Origin of the sequence: Acidobacterium capsulatum ATCC 51196, assembly GCF_000022565.1 — a bacterium.
GTDB lineage: Bacteria > Acidobacteriota > Terriglobia > Terriglobales > Acidobacteriaceae > Acidobacterium > Acidobacterium capsulatum.
The window spans coordinates 2611934-2635926 of the sequence record NC_012483.1; the positions used below are offsets into that span (position 1 = coordinate 2611934).

The window sequence follows — 23993 nt, forward strand, 5'->3', positions numbered from 1 at the left end:
CCGCTCTTCACGGTTCCACATGATTCCACCAGGAAGGATTCATTCTCATGCACAGCGATTCCACACCCGCACACTCCGAATCCGTCGAGCGTAGTTTCGGCCCCCGTGCCAACGCCTATCTCTCCAGCGCCGTGCACGCGCAGGGCGAAGACCTCGCCGCGCTCCGCTCCCTCGTCGCCTCTACGCCGGAGGCGCACGTGCTCGACCTCGGTTGCGGAGCCGGTCATGTCTCCTTCGCCGTCGCCCCCGTTGCGGCCGAGGTGACCGCCTGCGATCTCACCCCCACCATGCTTGAAACCGTGCAGGCCGCGGCCCGCGAACGCGCGCTGAGCAACATCGCCACCCGCCAGGCCTCCGCCGAGCAGCTTCCCTTTGCCGATGCGTCCTTTGACTGGGTCCTCAGCCGCTACAGCGCGCATCACTGGCGCAACGTGCCGCAGGCGCTGGCCGAGGTGCGCCGCGTTCTGCGCCCCGCCGGACGCGTCTGCTTTATCGACGTGGTGGGCTCCGCTGATCCTCTCTTTGACACTCACCTTCAGGCCGTCGAGCTGCTGCGCGACCCCTCCCACGTCCGCAACTACTCCGCGCAGGAGTGGCTCACCCTCTTCGCCGCCGCCGGCCTCCCCGCGCAGGTCACCCACGAGTGGCGTCTGCCTCTGGAGTTCGCCTCCTGGGTTGCCCGCATCGGCACCCCTGAGCCGCGCATCGCGGCCATCCGCACCCTCTGGGCAGCGGCTCCTGCTGAGGTGCGCGAGCATTACGCCCTCGCGCCTGACGGCTCCTTTCAACTGGCGGTCGCCCGCATCGAGGCCATCCCGGCCCTATTGCCTCTCCAGCTAAGTAGCCTCTAAGTTACGTCTTAAATAGAAAAACGGTAACGTTACCCGCCTGCCATTGCGATAAAGTGAAGCCATGACGCTCGTCTTCCAGTTGGATCGTGCTTCGGACGAACTCCTCGTCATCACTCTGACCGGCTCCATGACCATGAGCCCGGCGCTCGACCAGCTGATGGAGCAGCTCTACGCGCAGTTGGACACGAACCCGCCCCGTCACATCGTCTTTGACATGGCCGGCGTCGATTACCTCGACAGCACCGGCCTTGGCTTCCTCGTCCGCATCAACCGCGATCTTGAGAAACGCGACGGCTTCATCCGCCTCTGCGGCACCAGCGAGCGTGTGCAGGCCCTCATGGCCATGACCCGCACTGACACCCTGCTCCGCGTCGATTGCGACCGCGCCGAAAGTCTCGCCGCCCTCCTCCCCTGAGTCTCGTTTCGTCCGGCTGGTGCTATAAGAGGGTTCATGACCTTCCCGCTCCATCCGTGCCGCGCCCGCGGCCATTCGCTCCCCATGACCATCTTGAGGGGCCGGCGATGCGCATAGCCGCGAGTGCTCTGTTTTTCGCGATGATCTATGTGATCGGCGTCATGGTGGTGCGGCCATGGATATACCTGCCCGATTGCGGCAATGTCCCCTTCACCTTGCTCTTCACCGGCTTTGCTCTCGTGCATGCCGCGGCCACCCTCGGCTGGCGGCGGGCCGCCACCTTCTTTGCGCTCGCGGCTGCCATCTCCTGGGGGTTTGAAGAAGCAGGCGTCGCCACCGGATGGATCTTCGGCCCCTACCACTACAGCCACATGCTGGGCGCTGAGCTGGGCTACGTGCCCGTCCTCATTCCGCTCGCCTGGTTCATGATGATTTATCCCTCGTGGTGCGTGGCCCGGGTGCTGCTGCCCGCCCCGTCTGCCACTCACCGCCGCCTGCCCTTTCTGGCGGCGCAGTCTCTCATGGCCGCTATGGTCGTCACTGCGTGGGATGTCGTCATGGACCCCGGCATGGCCCGGGGCGGCAACTGGATATGGGAGAAAGGCGGACCCTACTTTGGCGTTCCCCTGCAAAACTATGCCGGATGGTTGCTGACCACCTTCACCATCTATCTCATCGCCGGCCTTGTCTTGGCCACGCCGAGAGGACAATCCTTCGTCCCCGGCATCCACTTCCATGGCCGGGTCCATCCCCGCCTCGACGCGTGGTTCGCGGCCTTGCCAGTCCTGCTCTATGCCTGGTTTGCCCTGCGCTACCTGACCAACGAGCGCGAGGGAGCCTTCCATGTCATCGCGCTCTTTTCCATGGGCTTTCCCGCAATGCTCGCAGTTCTCCGGCTTGCCTTCCCCGCAGGGCAGCAGCCCGGGTCCGTCCGTTCGGACCCGGGAGAAAACCAGGCCGCGACTGGCGTATTCCGTGACGGACCACTGACAACTGAGGACTGACAACTGGGGACTAACGACTGACCACCGTCCCGTCCCCGCTCGCCAGCGGACGCTGCCCTGTAGTACAAGGGACTCGCCATGATCCGCGTTTTCGCCACCCTGCTTCTCTTCGCCGCACTGCCCGCCCTCGCCCGGCACACGCCCGTTCCCACGCGCAATCCGCACGCGCCCGGCAATGTTCCCGCCAAAGATCTGCCCAATGGCCAGGTCCCCTCGCCGACGCAGGACGGCAACTTCGTCCTCGGCCCTGCGCACCCGGCCGCGCCCGAGATGACCGTGAACCCCGCCGTCCCGCAGGGCCGCGTCTGCCGGTTCACCATGACCTCGGCCCACAGCCGCTACTATCCCGGCATCACGCGCACGCCTGGAACCTTCGGCACGCCCGACCCCCACAACCCCGCGCGCCTGCTCGTTCCCACCAGCCATCCCGCGCCCTGGCAACGCCTCGTCGAGGTCTACGTGCCCAGCCAATACCGCCCAGGCGATCGCGCGCCCTTCATCGTCGGGGCCGACGGGCCTGACCCGCTGCTCTTCACCGCCGTCAACAACCTCATTGCCGAACACAGGCTGCCCGTCATGCTCGCCATCTCCATCGCCAACGGCGGCGGAGACGCCCAGGGCAGCGAGCGCGGCCTCGAATACGACACCGTCTCCGGCCGTTACGCCGAGTTCGTCGAGCATGAGGTGCTGCCCCGCGTCGAGAGCACCTGCCACGTGCGCCTCACCCACAACCCCGACGGACGCGCCACCATGGGCGGCAGCTCCGGCGCCGCCGCGGCCTTCCTCATGGCCTGGTTCCACCCCGAGCTCTACCACCGCGTCCTCAGCTACTCCGGCACCTACGTCAACCAGCAATGGCCCTGGAACCCCAAAATGCCTGGCGGCGCATGGGATCTCCACACCCGCCTCATCCCCGGCAGCCCGCGCAAACCCATCCGCATCTGGATGGAGGTCGGCGACCGCGACCTCTATAACCCCAACCTCATGCGCGACGGCATGCACGACTGGGTCGCCGCCAATGAGGACATGGCCCGCGTCCTCGCCGCCAAGGGGTATCACTACCAGTTCGTCTTCGCCCGCAACGCCCACCACGTCGACCACGCCGTCAAGCTCCAGACCCTCCCCGAAGCCCTCGAATACGTCTGGCAAGGCTACCCGGTCGATCGCAGCAAATAGCAGAAAGATGGGCGGGCGGGTGGCGGGTGGCCCACTCAAGCGTCTTTTGCTTGAGTGGGGAACAAGAGCAAAACTCAGCCCCATCTCTCGCAGACACAAGCCTTCCAGCCAACTCCCCGGATTGCCTCAACCCCCCGTCCTCCCATATACTGGCAAATGTCGCCAAACCACCGGCAGACCACAGGTAAACCCATGCCCAAAATGAAGACACACCGCGGCGCGGCCAAGCGCTTCAAAAAGACCGGCACCGGCAAAATCAAGCGGGGCCAGTCCAAGATGCGCCACATCCTCACGTCGAAGGAGACCAAGACCAAGCGCAAGCTCACCGCTTCCGCCTACGTCTCGGACGCCGACCACGCGAAGGTAGCCCGCATGATTCCCTACGCCTGATCGGTCCACGCAGGACTTCAGGGCCATCGCGCCCCCGGCTTTGATCGCAGTGATCCAGCCGAGAGATTCAGGTTCGACGCGAGTGAAGAGGCCACCCTGCCTCCAGCCGCGAAACGCAACACCAAAGGAGAAACACTATGCCTCGCGTAAAACGTGGGACAAAAAGATCTGACCGCCGCAAAAAAATCCTGAAAAGGGCAAGCGGCTACTTCCTCACAAAATCAAAGCTCTACCAGGCAGCCCAGGAAGCCGTCGAGCGCGGCCTCAAGTTCGCCTACAGCGGCCGCAAGCAGAAGAAGCGCCAGTTCCGCTCCCTCTGGATCGTCCGCATCGGCGCCGCCGCCAAGCTGAACGGCATGAGCTACTCGCAGTTCGTCCACGGCCTCAAGGTTGCCGGCATCGAGCTCGACCGCAAGGTCCTCTCTGACATCGCCACCAATGACGCCGCCGGATTCACCGCTCTGGCCGAGCAGGCCAAGGCCGCTCTCGCCAACCAGCCCGCCGCCTGAAGGGCGAGCACCCGCGCCCCCGGCGCAAAGCAATCAGCAAGCCAGAAAGGGCGCGATTCCATCGCGCCCTTTTTTCTTTCCCAAACCTGCCGGTAATTTCCCCTCAAATTGCTATCCTGAAAATAAGGGGACAGGTGCGGCTCCCAACCGGCTATCCCTCCCCCATAAAGCACTCTTTACGATGAGGTATACCGTCCGCAGGTCGTTGAAAACAAAAGACTTACAAGCCTAATGTCCGCTAAGCCAATTGTTTTCAATCACTTCTGAGACGTTAATGGCGATTTTTTTTTCGGGCTTCCAGGCCTGGTTTCGGCCCTCCGGTCCACCCTGTTCCAGCCATTCCGTCTCGAAAATCTCCCCACAGGCAAAACGAAAGTTTCTCCAGTTCGGCGGAGCCTCCCGCGATCCTCACCCCGCCCGCAACACCTCATCCGCAATCGCCACCGCCGCTAACGCCGGAGCCACATCGTGTACCCGCACGATATGCGCGCCGCCCAGCACCGCTGCCGTGCAGGCCGCCATCGTCGCGGTCGTGAGATCATCGTCCGGCTCCCGCAGCAGGTGCGCCAGCTCGCGCTCCAGCGTTTTGCGCAAAAACGACTTCCGCGAAACCCCCACCAGCAGCGGCCGCCCCAGCTCCAGCAGAGCATCCTGTCCGGCCAGCAGCGAATAGTTCTCCCCCAGCACCTTCCCAAATCCGTAGCCGGGGTCCAGCGCCACGCGCTCCGCCGCCACGCCCGCCTGCATGGCTGCCGCCAGCCGCTCCCGCAACCCATCCCGAACCAGCGGCAGCACCTCATCCCCTTCCAGCTTCGGCAGGCCGCGCCACTCGTTGGGAGTGCCGCGCGTGTGCATCAGCACCACGCCGCACGCCCCGGCCGCGCACAGCGCGGGCATTGCTTCATCCCATAAGAAGCCGCTGACGTCATTCACAATCTCCGCGCCCGCGCGCAGGCACGCCGCCGCCGTCGCGGCCTTGTAGGTATCGATCGAGATCACCGCATCGGGCCGTGCCTTCCGCATCGCCTCGATCACCGGCAGCACGCGGTCCTGCTCTTCCTGTGCGCTCACCGTGCGGTGCGAGCCGGGCCGCGTCGATTCGCCGCCCACATCCACCATCGCCGCGCCCGCTTCGAGCATGCGCAATCCCTGGTCCACCGCGCGGGCGGTATCCAGAAAGAGACCCCCGTCTGAGAACGAGTCCGGAGTCACATTCAGCACGCCCATCACCAGCGTCCGCGCCCCAAGCGCGAGCGTGCGCGTGCGCAGCGGCCATTCAAATTGCCCACGTTTTCGGAATGCCATCCTGCTCACGATGCTACACTCCGCCTCAGGATGTCTCACGCCACGTTTGCTGCCTCTTCCACGCGCCGCCGCCTCTTCTCCGGCGCTGTGGCTGCCGTCTTTGTGCTCTTGTCAGGAGCCGCCGCGCACGCCCGCATTCATCGCGGCCCGGTGGCGCACCGCCGCCCGCATGTCTATCACGCCTCGCTGCCCTACAGCATTCACCGCATGCTGCTCGCGCCCGGCGTGCGGCAGGCGCACTGGGGCATCAATGTCACCACGCTTGCGGGCGCGCCCGTCTACAGCCTCAACAACGCGCAGCTCTTTCACCCGGCCTCGAACGCCAAGCTCTTCACCACCGCCGCTGTGCTCGGCCTCATGAGTCCCGATGCCCGCTGGCGCACGCAGGTGGTCACCTCCGGCCAGGTGGACGCCAAAGGCACGCTCCACGGCGACCTCATCCTGCTCGGTTCCGGAGATCCCACGCTTTCCGGCCGCGTCTACCCTTATGGCGGCCACACAGAGCGCGCCTCCGACACGCTCGCCGCCCTGGAACAGATGGCGGACGAGGTCGTCAAAGACGGCATTCATCGCATTGAGGGCGACATCATCGGCAACGACACCTGGTTCACCTGGCAGCCCTACGGCGCCGGCTGGGCGCAAGACGACCTCACCTGGGATTACGGCGCGCCCATCTCCGCGCTCACACTTAATGACAATGTGGCCTATCTGAACATCGTGCCCCAGCAGGAAGCCGCCCAACTGCCCAACGAACCGGGCGCGCATCCTGAAAAGCTGGTCACGCCCACCGGCACTGAGCTCGCCGAATGGAACCCGCCCACGCCCTACTACTACCTCAACAATGAGTCCAATCTCACGCGCGCAACCAGAAGCTACGCCGGCATCGACCGCAGGCTCGGCTCGCACACCGTGCGCGTCTTCGGCAACATTGACGCCCACGGACTCCACGTTGCACTCGCCATTGGTGATCCCGCGCAATACGCCGCGCAGACCTTCGCCGATCTGCTCCGTGAGCGCGGCGTGCAGATCGACGGCATGGCGCGCGCCGAGCATCAGCTCTCCACTGACACGACGCACTTCCGCACCGAGAGCGAGCTGCCCATTCCGCTGCATCGCATTCCAGACACCGTGCTCGGGCCTCCATCCGGCAACATGCATGTGCTCGCCTCCTGGCTCTCGCACGCCACGCTCGCGCAGGATGTGGAGGTGACTCTCAAGGTCAGCCAGAATCTGCATGCCGAGCTTTACCTGCGCGACCTGGGCCGCTATGAGGCCGGCGAGGGCAGCTTTGCTGAGGGAGCGCGGGTGATCCGCCAGTTTGCCGAGGATGCCGGCGTCAAGCCCGGCGACTTTTTCTTCTACGATGGCTCCGGCATGTCGCATCAGGATGTAGTGACGCCGCGCGCACTCACCACCATGCTGGCCTATGCCGCGCATCAGCCGTGGGGCAAGCTCTATCGCGAGTCGCTGCCGGTGGGAGGCGTCGATGGCACACTCTCTGACCGCTTTGTCTCGCCCGGCATGCGCAACCGCGTCGACGCCAAGACCGGCACGCTGTCTGAGGTGAACTCCCTCAGCGGCTACGTCAGAACCCGCAGTGGACGCACGCTGGTCTTCTCCATTCTCTGCAACGCGCACCACCCCGGCAGCTATGAAGAGCGCGCCGTCATGGACCGCATCGTTGACGCCATCGCCGCCCAGGAATAGCTATCCCGATTCCGTAACAGCCACGGTATCCCATCAGGCCCTATAGTCAGGTCTTCCCCGATGGGGCGGATGCATGCCTTCCGTTGGCTTGCGTGGGGTTGCTCTTCCGGCTCAGAGCGTATGCAGATACGCCATCAGGTCGTCGAGCTGCTGCTGGCTCAGATCATTGCCAAAGCTCGGCATCATGTTGCGGCCATACAGGATCGACTGCTCCACGTTATGATCGTTCGCCGGCAGGCCGCTGGCCAGATACTTCTTGCGAAAGACGCCTTCGAGTCCCGGCCCGCGCAGTCCGTCCTGGCTGTTGGCATAGTGGCAGCGCGCGCACTCGGCCTGATAGACCTGGTGTCCGCGCAGCTCCCGCGGAGTGAGTTCGCTCAGCGGTTTTGAGGGCGTCAGCGAGGGACGGCAGCCGGCAAGAGCCAGCGCGCAGAGGCAAAGCACAGCAGCGGAGAGGAAGCGCATTGTTCTCACGGGACCTGCCTTCATCATAGCCCGATGCGGTATCTTGATACCGAATGGCAAATCTCTTTGAAGCGCCGCGCTTTGTCGCCGTCGAGGGGCCGCTGCGGGTCGGCAAGTCGAGCCTCGCCGCCATTCTTGCCGAAAGGATGCAGGCGCGCCGCATCACCGAGCCTGAGGACAATCCTTTTCTTGACCGCTTCTATCAGGCGCAATCCGGCATGGCCTTTGCCACGCAGATGTGGTTTCTCAAGGAGCGCCACGCGCAGATGAGCGAGCTGACTGATTTCAGCACGCCGGTCGTGGCCGATTATCTCTTTGAGAAAGACAAGCTCTTTGCCTACCTCAACCTCAGCGATGCCGAACTGGATCTTTACCGGCACTACTACCAGATGCTCCGCGCCAGCATTCCCACGCCTGATCTGGTCGTTTATCTTCAGGCTACGCCCGAGGTGCTCAAGCAGCGGCTGCGCCGCAAGGGCGTGCCGGGCGAGCGGGCGATCAGCGACGCTTATATTGAGCAGGTGGTCGAGGCCTATGAGCACTTCTTCTTTCACTACTCGGCCAGCGACCTGCTCGTGGTCAACACCAGCGAGATCGACTTTGTGAACAACAACCGCGATCTGCAGATGCTGCTCAAGCGCCTCGCGGAGCCGGTGCAGGGCATGCAGTTCTTTCTGCCTCTTGAAGGCGAATAAGCGCGCCTGCAATGCACCCCAAAGCCAAAAGCCCGGGAAGATTCCCGGGCTTTGCCGTCTGACTTGCGATGAAACTTACTGCGCGGCCGCTTCCTCGGCTGCCGGCTTGGGCGCCGCGGGCTTCTTCGGCTCCAGCTTCTTGGTCGGCGCCAGAATCGCATGCAGCGTGGTGCCTTCCATGCGCGGCATGAACTCCACCGTACCGGCATCGCCTATGTCCTGAATCAGCCGGTTGATGATGTTGTAGCCCAGATCGCGGTGCGCCATCTGGCGGCCCTTGAAGCGCAGGGAAGCCTTCACCTTGTCGCCTTCGTTCAAAAAGCGGACGGCCTGGTTCTTCTTCGTCTGGTAGTCATGCTCATCCACCGTGACGGAGAACTTCACTTCCTTGATGGTGATGATCTTCTGCTTCTTGCGGGTCGCGCGGTCGCTCTTGTCCTTCTCATAAAGGAACTTGCCGTAGTCCTGAATGCGGCAGACGGGCGGTGTCGCGTTGGGCGAGATCTCTACGAGATCCAGGCTGCGCTCGCGGGCTATCTTGAGCGCTTCAAACGGCGGCATCACGCCGATCTGTTCGCCGTTCTCGTCAATGACGCGCACTTCGCGCGCGCGAATTCTCTCGTTGGTGCGTATAAACTGTTTGGCCGAACGCTTATCGATGGGTATCCTCCGGTTGCGGAGCGCAGTCGCACTCCATCCCTACACAGTATATCAGCGGGAGTGGCATTGTTTGGGGTCTCCCTTACCACTACGGATGCCTGCATACGGCCCCCCGGCAGTGATAAATTCAGAGTATGCAGCGCCTCATCGCTCGGCCGCAGAGGGGCGGTTGTCACGCCTCCCGTGGTAGACTGCGGCGTTGTTAACGTCATCACCGGGAAGCGAACGGGTCCCGCCTCTTTCAGTCGCTCTGCGCCATGCGCAGGCCTGGATTGAGGAATGGACAGTGAGAACCGTGGGAACGGGAGTGGAATAAATGAAGCGACGAATTCTTCTGGTGGATGACGAATTGGCGATCCTGTTGACGCTCAAGGCGGTGCTGGAGATCAGCGGCTTTGAGGTGGAGACCGCCGCCTCGGCGCGCGAAGCCAAATCCCGCATCCGCAATCATCAGTACCACATGGTCATCACCGACATGCGGATGGAAAACGAGAGCGCCGGGCTCGAAGTGGTCAAGGCCGCCAAGGCAGCGGACTATCAGCCGGCCGTAGCTATGCTGACCGCCTTTCCGCTGCCGGGTTCCGAGTGGCGCGAAGCCGGCATGGACCAGATGCTGGTCAAGCCCATGAATACCACCGAGCTGATTCGCCAGCTTGAGGCCCTGCTCGTCAGCCATGAAGACAAGAAGCAGAAGGCTGCCGATGCTGCGGCTGCCAACAGCCGCAAGGCTCCGGCCAAGGGCGCGGCCACAAAGCGGGTGGTAGCTGCCAGCCGCGAAGAGTAACCTGGAAGTCGAGACATACAGTCGCCGCTGCCCTTGCAGCGGCGATTTCTATTTGTTTGTCTCGCCGGTGTCGTTGTCGCCGGCATCTACCGGCTTCGATTCCGGCGAGCCTTCCTGCCGCAGATAGATGCTCAGGAAGATGTAGAGCCCTATCGCCATGAACTCGGCCTCCCAGGTCTGCGTGGTCTCAAACCAGAAGGTTGAGGAGACGGCAAACGCTCCCAGGCCGATAGGCGGCTGATGCATGAGCGCCCGCTGTTCGTTGTTGGCAGACGAAGCCGTGACCAGGTGCAGGCCAAAGAAGGCTCCGAACAGCAGGGCAAAGGCCAGCGAGAGCGAATTGCGGTAAAGCCAGCTTCTCTGCTTTTTGCCGCGATGCTTCTTGCCCTCCGTCTTTGACTTTCTTTGTCCGCCGGGCCGCAGCGAGTGGGCCGCTCCGCGAGTCTTGAGAAAGACGGCGAAGACAATCAGAGTGCCAAGCTGCAGAACGGCAGCCTGCCAGTTCGAAAACATGCCATCGAGAAAGTTGCCCGTCGCCAGATACTGCATCCGGCTCACGGTATGCAGGCCTTGCATCGACTGATTCTGGTTGTACTGGTCCGTGCCAGAGATGATCTGGCAGATAAGGCAAAGCAGAAACAAAAAAACAAACGCAAGCAGCAGGCTGTGATCGTCGATCCATTTGGCAAGCTTTCGCATTGGCTAACCCCGCTCTTCCCTGTAGGCACAATGATCCGCAAACCATGGGACTCCCCGAAAACGCAAAAGCGTCCCGGGGAGTTTCCACGGCCTGCAAAATCAACTTGGATGCAGAAAAGAGAGTCGGCTAGTCTGCTGCCGGAGGCGCAACCGTGGCTGTACCTCCCGGGGTAGCGCGCTTGCCCTGAAAGCATTGCCGGCAGAGCACTGGGCGGCCCTGTGTCGGCTTGAAGGGGACGGTGGTTTCGGTGCCACATTCCGAGCAGGTCGTGCGCGTCTCAGACCGCACGCCTCCGCTGGAGCGTGAGCGCTTGCTCTTGCATTGCTTGCAGCGTTTGGGATCGTTCTTGAACTGCTTATCTTGAAAGAAAAGCTGCTCGCCCGCGGTAAAAACAAAGTCATTGCCGCAATCAACGCATTTTAGGACTTTATCGACGAACTCCATGGGGAATCCTTGCTTTCGCCCGGCGGCAAATGCACCTGTGCCTTACCGGGATGACTCGGATATCTGATTTCGCGAATGGGGCCCTGCCGCTGAAGTGCGGCCAATACTGCTTCTGTTGGCAGAGGATGCCAACCACAACAAGGAAAATCTTGACTGGCCGGCCTGCTTCCATCGCGGGCAGCAGGCCAGCCAGATTTCTTAGAGGGTAAGGACTAGTCCTGTTCCTTACGAGCCTTCTTACGATTCCGTTTCCGCGCGAGAGCTTCCTTCACGCGACGCTTTTCGCCAGGTTTCAGATAGAAAGAGTGACGCTTGACTTCCTTGATGATGTCCTCTTGCTGAACCTTGCGCTTGAAGCGGCGCAGCGCGTTCTCGAGTGGTTCGCCTTCTTGTAAGCGAACTTCTGCCAATCGAATACACCTCCAAACTTCGCCATGAGGCTTGATTAGATTAGCAGGTAGCGGGGCGTCTTTGCTATGGTGTGCTTCTTGCCACGGTGCCCTGAGGTGCTGTTATCGCACTGAAAACAGGGCAAATTGCCTGCGTTCACGCCCGCGAGGCAGCGCGTCTGGGGCGGATGCGGTTGGCCTCAAAGCTCACGATCTGCCATTGCCCCGCCTTGCGATGGTAGACGCGCGTGTAGCGGTACTCGCCATCCATGCTGCCCCGTGGGCCTACGCCCTCGACGTGCGCCTTTGAGGTCACGACGGCCGTGTCGCCATAAATCCGCACATGCAGGTCGCTGAGGTCCAGCGCCTGAAAGCGCATGATGTGATTCCGCCACATGGCCAGGGTCTGGTTCTTGCTCTCGATCATGCCATCGGGTTCGATGCCCACATAATCGTCGGCCAGCATGTGGTCCATGGTGGAGATGTTCCCGGTCAGCATGGCCTGGCGATACTGCTCTTCCAGGTGCTCGATTTCGCGGTGCAATCGGGGCGAGTGGGTATGCGTCAGGGCCGAGGAGTGACCCGAGGAGAACAGCAGACACAGCAACAACAGGGTTCCTGCCTGCAGGGAGCAGTATGACTGCCCCTGGAGCTTCGGCAAAAAGCGGCGCATGGCGAGTTGGATACTATGCCCGCCGGCAGTCTTAGTCAAAGACAAAAATGCAAGCAGCGAGTTTCCCGTTTCAACGGCGTGGAATCGCGCTCGACCGGCGCGGGGAACAGCTCTGCATGCGGGGTTTGGCCTTCACGCTATGTTCATATTGGCGAACATGCAGCCGGGCGCAGAGCTCCCGCCGGGCCGCTGATTTCAGGCCCGGCAGGAGCGAGGAATGGAAGGAAATCAGGCGGCGGCGATCAGGTCTTCGACGCTGCGCTCGCGCATCTTCTGGTAAAGCCCGCTCACGGCATATTGCTGAAAGTGGGCCGAGGCGCGGTGCGCCTCCAGCGCCGCGCTGTCGCGGTACTGCTCATAGATCACAAGCGTGGCCGACTCGCCCTCGACCCAGTGAGGAACGTAGGTCAGGCAGCCGTCTTCCTTGCGCGAGCCCTCGGTCAGCGGAGCCAGCATGGCCTGAATCTCGCTGCGATCCTCTTCAGCAAACTTCATGCGAACGAGAAAACTGATGGGGCGCTGGTGTGAAGTCGTCATATCTCTAACTCTTTTCTGCAATCACGCGCTTTGAAAGGCCGCCAGCGCTTCGCTGAATTCCGGCAGGTACATGGTCTGGTCGCGATCCGGCCCGGTCGAAACCATGCCGATGCGGGCACCGGACTCGGCCTCAAGGAAGCGCAGGTATTCGCGCGCGGCCTGCGGCAGCTCGTCAAAGCTCCGAATGCCTTCGGTGGACTGCTGCCAGCCCTTCAATTTGGTATAGACCGGACGAATCGACTCGATGCCGCGCACGTCGGCTGGCATCGTATCGGTCTTTTGGCCGTCAATCTCATAGCCGGTGCATACGGGAATCTCGGCGAGCGTGTCGAGCACGTCCAGCTTGGTCACCACCAGCCACTCGGTGCCGTTCACCTGGTTGGAGTAGCGCAGCAGCGGCAGATCCATCCAGCCGCAACGCCGCGGACGGCCGGTGACCGCGCCGAATTCCATGCCGCGCTTGCGCAGCTCTTCGCCGGCCGCATCGTGCAGCTCGGTCGGGAACGGGCCTTCGCCCACGCGGGTCACGTACGCCTTGGTCACACCGATCACGGTGCCGATGGCCGTGGGGCCAACGCCGGTGCCGATGGACGCGCCGCCAGCCGTGGCCGAAGACGAGGTGACGTAGGGATAGGTGCCGTGGTCGATGTCGAGCATGGTGCCCTGAGCGCCCTCAAACATTACGCTCTGGCCGTCGCGCAGCGCCTGGTTGAGCAGCGCGCCGGTGTCGGTCACAAACGGGCGAATCTCTTCGGCGGCCTTGGCGTACTCCTCATACATCTGCGCCGGGTCAAGCGGTTCGGTGCCAAACAGCGCATGGGCGATGGCGTTCTTTTCACCGCAGGCATTCTCAATGTGCGTCTTGAGCAGATCGCGATTCAGCAGATCGACCACGCGCAGGCCGTTGCGGGCCATCTTGTCTTCATAGGCCGGCCCGATGCCGCGGCTGGTGGTGCCGATCTTCTTGCGGCCGGGCGCGCTCTCCTGCGCCAGCTCAATCATGCGGTGGTAGGGCAGAATGACCTGCGCCCGGTTGGAGATGCGCAACTGCTCATCCACATTGACCTTCAGGTCGCGCAGCTTGGCCACTTCCTTCAAAAACGCCAGCGGATCAAGCACCACGCCATTGCCGATCACCGCCCGGCAATCGGGGCGCAGCACGCCGCAGGGCACCAGTTGCAGAATGAACTTCTGGCCGCCAATGATGACGGTGTGTCCGGCGTTGTGGCCGCCCGCATAACGGGCGACGACCTTGAAGCGCTCCGAGAGCACGTCGACAATCTTGCCTTTGCCTTCATCGCCCCACTGGGCGCCTACGACTACCGCGGATTTTGCTCGCATTTTGCTGTCTCGACCCGGTCTTTCCTGCATTGGCATTGCGGCACACACGTCTGCGCGGGTCTCACCAGAGCTCGTTCGCGATGCACGGGGAAGATCGAAGGCAGATTGTGCCGAAGGCGAGGCGAAGCCCCTCCCGAATCTCCATGATATATGGACGCCCTAGTCGGGGGGAAGAGAAAGCGGAAGGATGGCCTCACCGGACCGTTCTTGCTGCCTCTGGCGGTCTCCGCCCGCTGCGACCGCCGCAATGAGAAACTGAAAGCATCCATGCCCGAACTACCTGAGGTCGAAACCGTAGCCCAGGGTGTCCACGAGCGCGCCCACGGCCAGCGCATTCTGGCGGCGGAGTTCAGCCGCGCCCGCGAGCCCTTCAAGACTGATCCGGACACGATGGCTGCCGTGCTCACCGGCCAGCGGATTGCCCGCGTGCATCGCGTGGGCAAGCACATTGTGTTTGATCTCGAGACGCCGCGGCCGCCCAAGGGCAAGGCCGAACCGGCCGATCATCAGTGGATCGTCCACCTCGGCATGACAGGCCGGCTGCTTTACTCCGCAGCTTCGGTGCCGGTGCCGCCGCACACGCATGGGCGGCTTTCGCTTAGCTCGGGCCATGAGTTGCGCTTTGTGGATGCGCGCCGCTTCGGCCGCATGGGCCTGCACTCCGGCGCACGCGCCCAGCCCTTCAGTGGGCCGGGCAGCGAGCCGCTGCATATCAGCCCAGAGGATTTTGCCGCGCTCTTTCGCGGACGCAAGCTCTCCATCAAGGCCGCGCTGCTCAACCAGAAGCTGCTGCATGGCGTCGGCAACATTTATGCGGATGAGAGTCTCTACTGGGCCGGCATTCGTCCCACGCGCATTGCGGGCAGCCTCTCGCGCGAGCGTCTGCTCAAGCTGCATGCGGCCCTGCAGCAGGTGCTGCGGAAGGCCATCGAGCTGGGTGGCTCTTCTGTTTCAGATTATGTGGATGCCGACGGCGTGCGCGGATTCTTTCAACTGGAGCATCGCGTCTATGACCGCGCAGGCGAGCCATGCCGCGCCTGCGCGGCCGAGATTCGCAAGATGGTTCACGCCGGGCGCGGCACGCACTATTGCCCGCGCTGCCAGCGCTGAGGCGCATCTCACCTCTGCAGGTTCCTGATCAGGATAGACTTCGACCGATGCCGCATATTTTTATCTGGATGATTGCTGCCGCCAGCATCGCGCTCATGCTCGTGCGCCCGCGTGGCATTCCTGAATACGTCTGGACCGGCGCCGGAGCCATTCTGCTGCTGGTGCTGCGGCTGATTCCGCCGTCACTGGCGGCCCATGCCGTGGCCAAGGGCCTCGATGTGTATCTCTTCCTGACCGGCATGATGCTGCTGGCAGAGATGGGCAAGCGCTTCGGCGTCTTTGACTGGCTGGCAGCGCAGGCGGTGCGTCACGGCAATGGCTCGCCCGCGCGGCTCTTCACGCTGATCTACCTCACCGGCACGGTGGTGACGGTCTTTCTCTCCAACGATGCCACGGCGGTGGTGCTCACGCCGGCCGTCTTTGCGGCGGTGAAGCGCGCCAGGGCCAATCCGCTGCCATGCCTGTTTGCCTGCGCGCTGATCGCCAATGCCGCCAGCTTTGTGCTGCCCATCTCCAATCCGGCCAACCTGGTGGTCTTTCATCAGGGCATGCCGCCGCTGGGCCAATGGCTGGTGATGTTTCTGCTGCCCTCTTTTGTATCGGTGGTGGTGACGTATCTGCTCATGCGGTTTTACTTCCGCCGCGAACTGCGCGACCCATGCAACGGGCACGACGCCGTGGAGCCGCTGCCCATGGCAGGCAAGTGGGTGCTGGCAGGCATGGGATTGGTCGCCATCACGCTGCTCATGGCGTCGGCGCTGCGCTGGAACCTCGGCCTGCCCACCTGCCTGGCAGCGCTGGCCGTTTTCGCGGCGGTTCTGCTGCGTGAGCGCGAAAGCCCGCTGCCGCTGCTCCGCGAAATCTCATGGAGCGTGCTGCCGCTGGTGGCTGCGCTCTTCATTCTGGTGGCAGCGGTCGAGCAGGCCGGAGCGCTGGACATGCTGCATCACGCGCTCAAGGCGGCCATGCAGTGGCCCGCTGCTTATGGAGCGCTGGCGGTGGGAGCGATCACCGGCTTTGGCACGAATCTGGTCAACAATCTGCCGCTCGGCCTCATTGCAGGAGCCACGCTGCATGGTCTTCCGGTTCCGGGCACCCTGCGCCGGGCTGTGCTGATCGGCGTCGATCTCGGGCCAAATCTTTCCGTGACGGGGTCGCTGGCGACCATCCTCTGGTTGATTGCCCTGCGCAAAGAAGGGCTGGAGATCAGTGGAGGCAAGTTTCTGCGCGCGGGCCTGCTTCTGATGCCGGTGGCGCTCTTGTGCGCGCTGGCAGCCGCCCTGCTGGTGGGTTAGCGCTGCCTGGCCGTTAAGTGCATGATTCTGCGCATCCGTGCGCGCTGGTTCTCATCCTGTGCCGCTTTGCGGCAACTCGGCACTCTGCGGCACCGTCTAAGCAATCATTGCTGACGGCATTCCAGCAAGAAAGGAGCAGTCATGCACAAGCTCAAAGGTCTGTTTCTCGCCGTCACCGTCGCGGCTATTCTGATAGCCGCTCCCCGCTCCCAGGCTGCACAGGTCTCCTTCTCGGTAAATATTGGTCCTCAACCTGTCTGCCCCTATGGGTATTTCCCTTACGCCCCTTACAACTGCGCGCCTTATGGCTACTACGGTCCCGCATGGTTCCCCAACGGCTTCTTCATCGGCGCCGGTCCGTGGTTTCATGGGCCGCGTGAGTTTCATGGCTATGTCGATGAGCGCTTCGATCCAAGACGCGGCTATCGAGGCCGTCTGCCGCGGCGCGGCGAGCGCGGTCGGTGGCATCCCGACCGGCGCTTCCATGGAAACGCGGAATATAGCGGCCATGGCGATCGCTGGAACGGCCATCGTTCCTCGCCCCCGCCTCGTGGACATGGCCATGGTCCGGGCCACGATCACTAGCAACTATCAGCGGACTGTCGTCTCTCCGAAAGCCCCTCCCAGGAGGGGCTTTTTTTGCTGATTTTGAACCCGAAGGTAAGCCGCTTGCCCGAGAGAACCCGATAAACCGTCCGGTGACTCACATCACAGAGAAATTGAAAAAGCCAGACTCACACTGAGAATGCCGGATGCTCACTACCCCGGCCCAAAGGGGGAAACATGAAATCCAGATGGATATCAATTCTGACCCTTGCCAGCGTTGCTCTCCTCATGTGGATGGCGGGATCGTCTTATGCAGCAGCTCAAACGCAGGACTCGGCACAAATCTCGCAGCTTTTGCGCGAGGCGCAAACTTATGCGATACAGGCAGAGCGCGATGCCACGGAGCTGGAATCATTCACGCACTCCAAGCTCAGTTGGCAGACGCATGCCCAGCAGTTGGACCGGATTCGAGAGAACGTCAACAAACTCGGTAAACTGCATCAGCAATTGACCGACATGCAGGAAGACGGTTCGCCGTGGCAGCAGGAGGCGATCCAGCAGATTGACCCAGTATTGCGGGAGATGGCGGACGTGCTCACCACGACCATCCAGCACCTCTCAGACAACCGGGCTCACATTCAATTTCCCCAGTACCAGGAGTATGCCCGGGCCAACGCGGAGCTGTCGTCAAAGATGGCCCACATGATCTCGGACTATGTTGCCTATGACAAGGCCAAATCGAGAGCGGAAGCGCTCGAGAAGAAGCTGGAAATGAGCAAGCCGGCAGAGACCGAATAAGCCAGCCGTTTAGTGGGGCCAGGCGATTCAAAGACAGCCACTTTTTGCGCGGACAGGGCCAAGCCGCTATCCGCGCAGAAAGGCTGGTCGCCATCAAATAAACCGAGCGGCAAACCCGATACGCGGGTCTTTACCGCACCTGCATGAAGTCGAGCGCCCGAATCAGGTAATCCTTCATCTCGCCGCGCTTCACAATGGCGTCGAGGAATCCATGCTGCAGCAAGAACTCGGAACGCTGAAACCCTTCAGGCAGCTTCTGCCGGATGGTCTGCTCGATCACTCGCTGGCCAGCGAAGCCGATAAGCGCGTTCGGCTCGGCAATGTTCAAGTCGCCGAGCATGGCAAAGCTCGCGGTGACGCCGCCGGTGGTCGGGTCGGTCATCAATGAAATAAACGGAATACCTGCTTCATCCAGGCGTGCCAGCGCGGCGGAAATCTTCGCCATCTGCATCAGGCTCACGATGCCTTCCATCATGCGAGCGCCGCCCGATGCTGAAATCACGATGAGCGGCTGCCGCGCATCGTGGGCGCGATCCACGGCGCGCGCAATCGTCTCGCCCACCACGGCGCCCATGCTGCCGCCGATAAAGCTGAATTCCATAGCGCTCACCACCACGCGATGCGGACCCAGCATTCCGGTGGCATTCACGATGGCGTCGTTCAGCTCGGTATCCTGCTGCGCCTTCTTGAGACGGGCGGCATAGGGCTTGAGGTCGACAAACTTCAGCGGATCGGTCGAGCGCAGGTCTCCATCCACCAGCTCATAGCCGGGGTCGAGCAACGAATCAATGCGCGCGCGGGCACCCATCTTGAAATGGAAACCGCACTTCGGGCATACCTGCAGATTGGCATCAAGATCCGCCTTCCAGATGATCTGGCTGCAGCCATCGCATTTGGTCCATAGACCTTCAGTGCGGACACGATTCCCGCTGGTGCTCTCAATCTTGCTTTCTTCGCGACGAAACCAGGACATCGATCTCCTTTTCTGCCTGCGCGGCCGCCATAGCGCCGCTCTTTGCGAAAACCTGTGTCAACCGCTGGTACTAGTATTCGATGCCACGCTGGGCGAGCACGCCTTTTTCATAGGCATGCTTGACCTGCCGCATCTCGGTCACGGTGTCGGCAATCTCTACCAGGGAGGGATGAGCGTTGCGTCCGGTGAGGATCACATGCACCATAGGCGGGCGCTCAAGGAGCGTCTCCACCACCTTGGCCGGGTCGAGCATGCCGTAGCTGATGGCATAGTTGATTTCATCCAGCACCACCATGTCCCATTCGCCCGAGAGAATGGCCTGCCGAGCCTCGAGCCACGCCTCTTCGACCATCCGGATGTCTTCGGGGTCCGATTCCGCGCCGCCGATTTTCACAAATCCGCGGCCCATCTGCTTCATGACCCACTGGCCACCGAAGGCTTCCACGGCATCAAGCTCGCCGTAGTGCCAGGAGCCTTTCAAAAACTGGAGCATCAGCACTCGCATGCCATTGCCCACGGCGCGCAGCGCGGTGCCCATCGCCGCAGTGGTTTTGCCCTTGCCAGGACCGGTGTTGATCAGAATCAGTCCCCGCCGGGACTCCTGTGCTTCTTCGGTCATATGTAAAGTGGGCGCTCCGGTTCTCTATCCAAGCTCAATGCCCGGAGTGATAAGGGTGCCCAGCAAGGATTGTAAATGCCCGGTAGATTTGCTCGCTGACCACGACGCGGGCCAGCTCGTGTGGCAGCGTCATAGGCCCGAGCGAAAGCAGCAGCCGGGCGCGTCTTCGTGCGGCGTCTGACCATCCATCGGCCGGCCCCACGGCAAAGACCAGCCACTGCTGGCCCGCCTCGCGCTGCTCGCCGACCCAGGCCGCAAGCTGTTCAGAAGAAAAGAGCTTGCCGCGGCTATCAAGCAGGGCTAGCAAAGGCGCCACGCGGCCCTGCTGGCGCTCCATCGCCTCAAGAAAGGCCTCCTCGGTGCGGTAGACGGCAGTTTCCAGATCGCAATAGCCCCGCACCCGCCCCAGATAAAGCTCGGCGAGCGTGTCAAAGGCATCGCGCCGGGCGCGATTGCCCACCGAGGCCAGCAGGATCTTCACAGCGATGAGTGTAACGGCAAAAAGGTTTTCCGGTTTGTCATAGAGAGCTCGCAAAGTCCTCTACAGAAAACCATAGAAGCGCCCTCGCGCCCGAAAAGCCAATCCTTAACCGATGAGTAAATTTATCCCGCAATGACGTGAAGCAGGCAACCCCTCGCAAAAGCTCATTAGAAACAGCTATTTAACTGCATGTAATTGTTTCATTTTGTTTACAGAGAGATTACATTTTGCCAGGCTGGAGGTGCACTGAAAGCATAGTCAACCATGTTGGCCAGAGAATTGCATACCAGTCGTGTACACCCAAGGAATCATGCTCGATTCCGGCAAAGCCGCACTGTCCAAGTAGACGCAGCGCCTTGCCACTTCGAAAGCAGGTCTTTGGTAGAGATTCGGCTCCCGGCGCTTCAGCCAGGCCTTCAACGTGAAGAAGGCCGCAGGTTTCGGGAACCAAGACGTAAACCAGTAGTTTCTACAAAATAGCCTTCCCCGGAGGGGCAATGAGCAATCGCAACAGAATACTGACCGCAGTTCTGGTTCTCTCGGTCATTGTGTTTGGAGTGAGGCCGAGTGCGTGGGCGCAGGTCACAGCTGCTGCTATTCACGGCACAGTCACCGACTCGACCGGCGCGGTAATCCCAAACGCTGTGGTTACTGCAGAAAATACCAGCACTGGCATCGTGACCAAGGCGAAGACAGATTCTAAGGGTTATTACATTTTCCCGCAGCTTCAAATCGGTGGACCCTACACGGTCACGATCGCGGCGCCCGGTTTTAACCAGTACGCTCAAACCGGATTGACGCTGAACCTCAATGACAACCGTGACGTGGATGCCCACCTTAAGGTTGGTGGCAAAGCGCAGACAGTGAATGTCAATGCTTCCCAGCTCCAGGTGGAAACATCTGACACCCAGTTGAAAACGGAGATCACCTCTCAGACGCTCGAGCAGATCCCGATGCTTTCGCGCGATCCTGCCCTTCTCCAAAAGCTGACGGCCGGTAGTGTGGAATCGTCTGATCGTTTTGGAACCTATTCGGCGAACGGCAGCCAAACTCCACAGAATTCCTTCCTGCTCGATGGCGCTGACATCAATGACTTTTCACTTCAAAGTGAAGGCATCCAAATCAATCCTGATGCTCTTGCGGAAGAGAACATTGTCACCAGTACTTTGAACCCTGAATTTGCTCGCAATTCAGGTGCCATCGTGAATGAAGTTCTCAAGTCCGGAACCAATCAGTTGCATGGCAGTGCCTTTGAGTTTTATCGCGACACCTTCCTCAATAATGGGAACTACTTCTCGTTGCCTGGCCAGCGTCCGGTCTTCCATCAGAACATTTTTGGCGCAACCTTGGGTGGGCCGATTCTTAAGAAGAAGCTATTCTTCTTCATTGCCTATCAGGGACGGCGCACTCGTTCGGCTGGCACCAGCTTGTCGCAGGTTTTTGACAACAGCCAGCGCGCAGGCAACTTTAACAACAGCTTCAACTACGCTACAGGTGCAAATGACTCAGCGGGTCTGAGCAACAATCCCGTTCCATTCGCTTTTGGTAGCTGCACAACAGGTGAGACGTGGGCTCAATGCTTCCCGGCAGGCACCTCTGTGACCATTCCAAATAATCAATGGAATTCTGTTGCAGCCAAGCTGTTCAATACATACGTTCCCGCCTCTAACGAAGTTTTGGGCGGAGCTTCTTACTACAATTTCAACGCACTTGACACATCAGGTGCTGACCAGGGCATCATTCGAATCGATTACACGCCTACGTCGAAAGACTCCATCTGGGCATCGGTGGTCTTTCAAGGCGCGCCCGCCGTCAACGCACTGTCCTTTGGTGGCGGCTCATTGCCGGGTTTTGCTGAGCAGAATGATTCGCATTACAAGCTTTACACGGCTTCTTATACTCATACCTTCAGCCCAACGCTGCTGAACGAGCTGCGGCTGGGTTACACTCGCTTGAATTATCACGCTGTCAATCCTGCTCAGGAGACGCAGCCGAGTTCGCTTGGCTTCCAGATCAACCCCGAATTGCAGCCTGCAGGTGTCCCCTATATTTCTGTTGGTCCTTACTTCTCGCTGGGCAACAGTTATGAAGGCCCTCAACCTCGTAAGGACACCAATCTCAGCGGTGCTGACAGTCTGACCTGGATTGTCGGAAATCACTCGCTCAAGTTTGGCGCACGCTACGAGAGCTTCCGTGTAAGCAATCCTTTTGCCTACCTTAATAATGGTTACTACTACTACAACGGAGGCGGGCAATACAGCTCGGGCGATCCGGCCATCGACTTTCTGATGGGCATCCCCGATGGGTATGAGCAAACCAACGATGGTTTCATCGATGCCATTTCCTCTGAGGATTATGCATATGCGCAAGATAGCTGGAAGGTGAACAGCGATCTTACGCTGAACTATGGCATCGCCTGGGATGTAGAAACTCCAGTGAAAGACGAGCAGTATAACGGCTATGGGATTTTCTGCTACGAAGGCGGCAGCTTTGCAAGTGTAACCTTCCCGGGTGCGCCTCCAGGAATGGCCTTCAAGGGAGACAAGGGATGCAGCACCACTGGCGGCCCGACCACCCATTGGAATCACTTCTCGCCCCGTGTAGGTTTTGCGTGGTCACCTTCCGCAGGTCCCAAATTCTTGATTGGAGAAAATGGCAATCATGAGTTCTCCGTTCGTGGCGGCTATGGTATCTACTACAACCGCGATCAGGAAGAACAGTCTCTGCAGAATCTGACTGATCCTCCCGCTCTCTACACCTCTTACGGTATCGGCGATGTAGGCGGTAGTCCGTCCTTTGCTAATCCTTTCCAGGATGTGCATGACCCCACACTGTCAGAGCCCAATCCGTTTCCATACGCCGCACCGCAGAAGGGTGCTACGGTCAACTGGCCCAATTACGCCCTGCTTTCGGCACAGGCTTTTGACAAGAACTACACCGCGCCTTACGTGATGAACTTCAACCTGAACGTTCAACGCGCCCTGCCTGGGGACATGATTCTGGAAGTCGGCTACGTCGGCTCTCTTGGTCACCGCCTGGCAACATGGTACGAAGCGGATCCCATTACCGCAGCCGGCCACGCGGCTTGCGCGGCGGGAGCTACCGCTACCGTCTATGGCCAGACGATCGCATGTAATAGTGCGAATGGCGCTGCAAACATTCACAAATATTTCCCCCAATACACGAAAAATCCGGTGGTGGTGCCTGGAACCGTGGGCCTCGCTGGCTTCCCCAATGGATTGCCCTGGTACACCAGCGTCGCCTCGCAAAATAGCGAAGGCGCTTCAAACTACAATTCGCTTCAGATCAGCTTGAAGAAGGCGCCGACTCACGGGCTGTCTTTCCAGGTTGCGTATACCTACTCGCATGCACTTGATGATGCTTCTGGATATGAAAGCTCGACAGGCAGCAAGGGACGTATTTACAACTACGTACCCGGCTACGAATATCTGAACTATGGCAGTTCTGATTTCGATGCCCGTCATCGTCTGGTTGTTTCATATACATACATTGTTCCAGTTGCGGACTTCATGAAGCATAATCTGGCGATGAGGGAAGCACTGAGCGGTTGGGAAGTCTCGGGCTATACCGTGCTCCAGACCGGTTTCCCTGTCTCGATCTACGGCTCCGGCACAGGCGGGGCAAACAGTCTGTGGTGCGACGGCTCCAGCTTCTTTGGCTGCTCCGACAATCCAAATGTCACAACCAGCCATGTCTCGAAGCTGAGTGTTCGTACCTTGAGGAGCTTCAAAGGCGGAGCTGCCGGCAATTACTGGTTCGATCCGACCCAATTCACCAAGGAAAAGACTGGTACGTTTGGTAACACCGCCCGCAACTTCTTCGCTGGCCCCGGTTATAACTACACTGACCTGCAGCTCTCGAAGAACTTCGCATTCAATAACAGCGGCAGTCGCTATCTGCAGTTGCGTCTTGAAGCATTCAACGTCTTCAATCACGCAAACTTCAGCGAACCGGATGGCAACTTCAACGACACCAGCTTTGGCCAAATCACTTCGGTGATCAACAGCACGGCAAATAGTGGCGGCGACCCACAGCCCGCACGTTCCGTGCAGCTTGCTGGTAAGTTCTACTTCTAGATCATCATTACCGGAGTGCGGTTCATCGC

General features: G+C 60.7%; 26 protein-coding genes. 14 read left to right on the forward strand and 12 right to left on the reverse strand.

The annotated features are described in order from the left end of the window. Positions 1–47: 47 nt before the first annotated feature. The 6 genes from ACP_RS10675 (at position 48) to rplT (ending at position 4345) form a co-directional block, all read left to right on the forward strand. Positions 48–851: a class I SAM-dependent methyltransferase gene (locus tag ACP_RS10675; RefSeq protein ID WP_015897337.1), complete on the forward strand. Its 804-nt coding sequence runs from the start codon at positions 48–50 to the stop codon at positions 849–851. Positions 852–912: 61 nt separating this feature from the next. Next, positions 913–1266, forward strand: coding sequence for an STAS domain-containing protein (locus ACP_RS10680; RefSeq protein WP_015897338.1), 354 nt, complete (start codon positions 913–915; stop codon positions 1264–1266). A gap of 107 nt (positions 1267–1373) precedes the next feature. Continuing rightward, positions 1374–2270, forward strand: coding sequence for a carotenoid biosynthesis protein (locus tag ACP_RS17410; protein WP_015897339.1), 897 nt, complete (start codon positions 1374–1376; stop codon positions 2268–2270). A gap of 78 nt (positions 2271–2348) precedes the next feature. Continuing rightward, on the forward strand, positions 2349–3446 hold the full coding sequence (locus ACP_RS10690) for an alpha/beta hydrolase (protein WP_015897340.1): 1098 nt from the start codon (positions 2349–2351) through the stop codon (positions 3444–3446). A gap of 192 nt (positions 3447–3638) precedes the next feature. Then, a complete protein-coding gene (gene rpmI / locus ACP_RS10695) occupies positions 3639–3836 on the forward strand; it encodes a 50S ribosomal protein L35 (RefSeq protein ID WP_015897341.1) in 198 nt (65 codons plus the stop codon). A 137-nt stretch (positions 3837–3973) separates the two neighbouring features. Next, entirely contained in the window at positions 3974–4345 is a 372-nt protein-coding gene (rplT, locus tag ACP_RS10700) for a 50S ribosomal protein L20 (RefSeq protein ID WP_015897342.1), read from the forward strand. Positions 4346–4753: 408 nt separating this feature from the next. On the opposite strand, the gene folP is transcribed toward rplT, so the two are convergent. Then, entirely contained in the window at positions 4754–5650 is an 897-nt protein-coding gene (gene folP / locus ACP_RS10705; protein WP_015897343.1) for a dihydropteroate synthase, read from the reverse strand. Between the two features lie 30 nt (positions 5651–5680). Between folP and dacB the strand changes: the two genes are divergently transcribed. Continuing rightward, complete coding sequence (gene dacB / locus ACP_RS10710) at positions 5681–7357, forward strand: D-alanyl-D-alanine carboxypeptidase/D-alanyl-D-alanine endopeptidase (RefSeq protein WP_052294784.1); 1677 nt, start codon at positions 5681–5683, stop codon at positions 7355–7357. 111 nt (positions 7358–7468) lie between these two features. Here the strand turns inward: dacB and ACP_RS10715 are convergent, their stop codons facing one another. Further along, complete coding sequence (locus tag ACP_RS10715; protein ID WP_041839501.1) at positions 7469–7822, reverse strand: c-type cytochrome; 354 nt, start codon at positions 7820–7822, stop codon at positions 7469–7471. Between the two features lie 53 nt (positions 7823–7875). Between ACP_RS10715 and ACP_RS10720 the strand changes: the two genes are divergently transcribed. Further along, positions 7876–8517, forward strand: coding sequence for a deoxynucleoside kinase (locus tag ACP_RS10720; RefSeq protein WP_015897346.1), 642 nt, complete (start codon positions 7876–7878; stop codon positions 8515–8517). A 75-nt stretch (positions 8518–8592) separates the two neighbouring features. Here ACP_RS10720 and infC read toward each other — a convergent pair whose 3' ends face one another. Beyond that, positions 8593–9183: a translation initiation factor IF-3 gene (gene infC, locus ACP_RS10725; RefSeq protein ID WP_083770586.1), complete on the reverse strand. Its 591-nt coding sequence runs from the start codon at positions 9181–9183 to the stop codon at positions 8593–8595. 310 nt (positions 9184–9493) lie between these two features. On the opposite strand from infC, the gene ACP_RS10730 reads away from it, so the two are divergent. Then, positions 9494–9961, forward strand: coding sequence for a response regulator (locus tag ACP_RS10730; protein WP_015897348.1), 468 nt, complete (start codon positions 9494–9496; stop codon positions 9959–9961). Between the two features lie 48 nt (positions 9962–10009). On the opposite strand, the gene ACP_RS10735 is transcribed toward ACP_RS10730, so the two are convergent. The 6 genes from ACP_RS10735 to ACP_RS10760 all read right to left on the reverse strand — a co-directional run bounded on the left by ACP_RS10735 (position 10010) and on the right by ACP_RS10760 (position 14045). Further along, positions 10010–10660: a DUF6766 family protein gene (locus ACP_RS10735; RefSeq protein ID WP_015897349.1), complete on the reverse strand. Its 651-nt coding sequence runs from the start codon at positions 10658–10660 to the stop codon at positions 10010–10012. A gap of 127 nt (positions 10661–10787) precedes the next feature. Next, positions 10788–11105, reverse strand: coding sequence for a zinc-ribbon domain containing protein (locus ACP_RS10740; protein ID WP_015897350.1), 318 nt, complete (start codon positions 11103–11105; stop codon positions 10788–10790). Between the two features lie 212 nt (positions 11106–11317). Further along, positions 11318–11515 carry a 30S ribosomal protein S21 gene (gene rpsU, locus ACP_RS10745; protein ID WP_015897351.1) on the reverse strand — a complete coding sequence of 66 codons (198 nt, stop codon included), beginning with the start codon at positions 11513–11515 and terminating at the stop codon, positions 11318–11320. A 136-nt stretch (positions 11516–11651) separates the two neighbouring features. Then, positions 11652–12206, reverse strand: a complete 555-nt coding sequence (locus tag ACP_RS10750) for a nuclear transport factor 2 family protein (protein ID WP_148215126.1) — start codon at positions 12204–12206, stop codon at positions 11652–11654. 189 nt (positions 12207–12395) lie between these two features. Continuing rightward, complete coding sequence (locus ACP_RS10755; RefSeq protein WP_015897353.1) at positions 12396–12704, reverse strand: putative quinol monooxygenase; 309 nt, start codon at positions 12702–12704, stop codon at positions 12396–12398. A gap of 21 nt (positions 12705–12725) precedes the next feature. After that, a complete protein-coding gene (locus ACP_RS10760; protein WP_041839502.1) occupies positions 12726–14045 on the reverse strand; it encodes an adenylosuccinate synthase in 1320 nt (439 codons plus the stop codon). A gap of 267 nt (positions 14046–14312) precedes the next feature. Between ACP_RS10760 and ACP_RS10765 the strand changes: the two genes are divergently transcribed. The 4 genes from ACP_RS10765 to ACP_RS10780 all read left to right on the forward strand — a co-directional run bounded on the left by ACP_RS10765 (position 14313) and on the right by ACP_RS10780 (position 17794). Then, positions 14313–15155: a DNA-formamidopyrimidine glycosylase gene (locus ACP_RS10765; protein WP_015897355.1), complete on the forward strand. Its 843-nt coding sequence runs from the start codon at positions 14313–14315 to the stop codon at positions 15153–15155. A 47-nt stretch (positions 15156–15202) separates the two neighbouring features. Further along, positions 15203–16450 carry an arsenic transporter gene (locus ACP_RS10770; protein ID WP_015897356.1) on the forward strand — a complete coding sequence of 416 codons (1248 nt, stop codon included), beginning with the start codon at positions 15203–15205 and terminating at the stop codon, positions 16448–16450. Positions 16451–16591: 141 nt separating this feature from the next. After that, positions 16592–17035 (forward strand): hypothetical protein, encoded by a 444-nt coding sequence (locus ACP_RS18610; protein ID WP_015897357.1) that lies wholly within the window; start codon positions 16592–16594, stop codon positions 17033–17035. A gap of 198 nt (positions 17036–17233) precedes the next feature. Further along, complete coding sequence (locus tag ACP_RS10780; RefSeq protein WP_148215127.1) at positions 17234–17794, forward strand: hypothetical protein; 561 nt, start codon at positions 17234–17236, stop codon at positions 17792–17794. 130 nt (positions 17795–17924) lie between these two features. Here the strand turns inward: ACP_RS10780 and accD are convergent, their stop codons facing one another. The 3 genes from accD to ACP_RS10795 form a co-directional block, all read right to left on the reverse strand. After that, positions 17925–18767 (reverse strand): acetyl-CoA carboxylase, carboxyltransferase subunit beta, encoded by an 843-nt coding sequence (gene accD / locus ACP_RS10785; RefSeq protein ID WP_015897358.1) that lies wholly within the window; start codon positions 18765–18767, stop codon positions 17925–17927. A gap of 70 nt (positions 18768–18837) precedes the next feature. Next, on the reverse strand, positions 18838–19386 hold the full coding sequence (gene cobO, locus ACP_RS10790; RefSeq protein WP_015897360.1) for a cob(I)yrinic acid a,c-diamide adenosyltransferase: 549 nt from the start codon (positions 19384–19386) through the stop codon (positions 18838–18840). A gap of 34 nt (positions 19387–19420) precedes the next feature. Next, on the reverse strand, positions 19421–19921 hold the full coding sequence (locus tag ACP_RS10795; RefSeq protein ID WP_015897361.1) for a 23S rRNA (pseudouridine(1915)-N(3))-methyltransferase RlmH: 501 nt from the start codon (positions 19919–19921) through the stop codon (positions 19421–19423). 443 nt (positions 19922–20364) lie between these two features. On the opposite strand from ACP_RS10795, the gene ACP_RS10800 reads away from it, so the two are divergent. Continuing rightward, positions 20365–23964 (forward strand): TonB-dependent receptor, encoded by a 3600-nt coding sequence (locus tag ACP_RS10800; RefSeq protein WP_015897362.1) that lies wholly within the window; start codon positions 20365–20367, stop codon positions 23962–23964. Positions 23965–23993 lie beyond the last annotated feature (29 nt).

Bases quoted from the DNA above. Each gene is read 5' to 3' on its own strand.
- ACP_RS10675 (WP_015897337.1), top strand. From the start codon at position 48: ATGCACAGCGATTCCACACCCGCACACTCCGAATCCGTCGAGCGTAGT.
- ACP_RS10680 (WP_015897338.1), top strand. From the start codon at position 913: ATGACGCTCGTCTTCCAGTTGGATCGTGCTTCGGACGAACTCCTCGTC.
- ACP_RS17410 (WP_015897339.1), top strand. From the start codon at position 1,374: ATGCGCATAGCCGCGAGTGCTCTGTTTTTCGCGATGATCTATGTGATC.
- ACP_RS10690 (WP_015897340.1), top strand. From the start codon at position 2,349: ATGATCCGCGTTTTCGCCACCCTGCTTCTCTTCGCCGCACTGCCCGCC.
- rpmI (WP_015897341.1), top strand. From the start codon at position 3,639: ATGCCCAAAATGAAGACACACCGCGGCGCGGCCAAGCGCTTCAAAAAG.
- rplT (WP_015897342.1), top strand. From the start codon at position 3,974: ATGCCTCGCGTAAAACGTGGGACAAAAAGATCTGACCGCCGCAAAAAA.
- folP (WP_015897343.1), bottom strand. From the start codon at position 5,650: ATGGCATTCCGAAAACGTGGGCAATTTGAATGGCCGCTGCGCACGCGC.
- dacB (WP_052294784.1), top strand. From the start codon at position 5,681: ATGTCTCACGCCACGTTTGCTGCCTCTTCCACGCGCCGCCGCCTCTTC.
- ACP_RS10715 (WP_041839501.1), bottom strand. From the start codon at position 7,822: ATGCGCTTCCTCTCCGCTGCTGTGCTTTGCCTCTGCGCGCTGGCTCTT.
- ACP_RS10720 (WP_015897346.1), top strand. From the start codon at position 7,876: ATGGCAAATCTCTTTGAAGCGCCGCGCTTTGTCGCCGTCGAGGGGCCG.
- ACP_RS10730 (WP_015897348.1), top strand. From the start codon at position 9,494: ATGAAGCGACGAATTCTTCTGGTGGATGACGAATTGGCGATCCTGTTG.
- ACP_RS10735 (WP_015897349.1), bottom strand. From the start codon at position 10,660: ATGCGAAAGCTTGCCAAATGGATCGACGATCACAGCCTGCTGCTTGCG.
- ACP_RS10740 (WP_015897350.1), bottom strand. From the start codon at position 11,105: ATGGAGTTCGTCGATAAAGTCCTAAAATGCGTTGATTGCGGCAATGAC.
- ACP_RS10755 (WP_015897353.1), bottom strand. From the start codon at position 12,704: ATGACGACTTCACACCAGCGCCCCATCAGTTTTCTCGTTCGCATGAAG.
- ACP_RS10760 (WP_041839502.1), bottom strand. From the start codon at position 14,045: ATGCGAGCAAAATCCGCGGTAGTCGTAGGCGCCCAGTGGGGCGATGAA.
- ACP_RS10765 (WP_015897355.1), top strand. From the start codon at position 14,313: ATGCCCGAACTACCTGAGGTCGAAACCGTAGCCCAGGGTGTCCACGAG.
- ACP_RS10770 (WP_015897356.1), top strand. From the start codon at position 15,203: ATGCCGCATATTTTTATCTGGATGATTGCTGCCGCCAGCATCGCGCTC.
- ACP_RS18610 (WP_015897357.1), top strand. From the start codon at position 16,592: ATGCACAAGCTCAAAGGTCTGTTTCTCGCCGTCACCGTCGCGGCTATT.
- ACP_RS10780 (WP_148215127.1), top strand. From the start codon at position 17,234: ATGAAATCCAGATGGATATCAATTCTGACCCTTGCCAGCGTTGCTCTC.
- accD (WP_015897358.1), bottom strand. From the start codon at position 18,767: ATGTCCTGGTTTCGTCGCGAAGAAAGCAAGATTGAGAGCACCAGCGGG.
- cobO (WP_015897360.1), bottom strand. From the start codon at position 19,386: ATGACCGAAGAAGCACAGGAGTCCCGGCGGGGACTGATTCTGATCAAC.
- ACP_RS10800 (WP_015897362.1), top strand. From the start codon at position 20,365: ATGAGCAATCGCAACAGAATACTGACCGCAGTTCTGGTTCTCTCGGTC.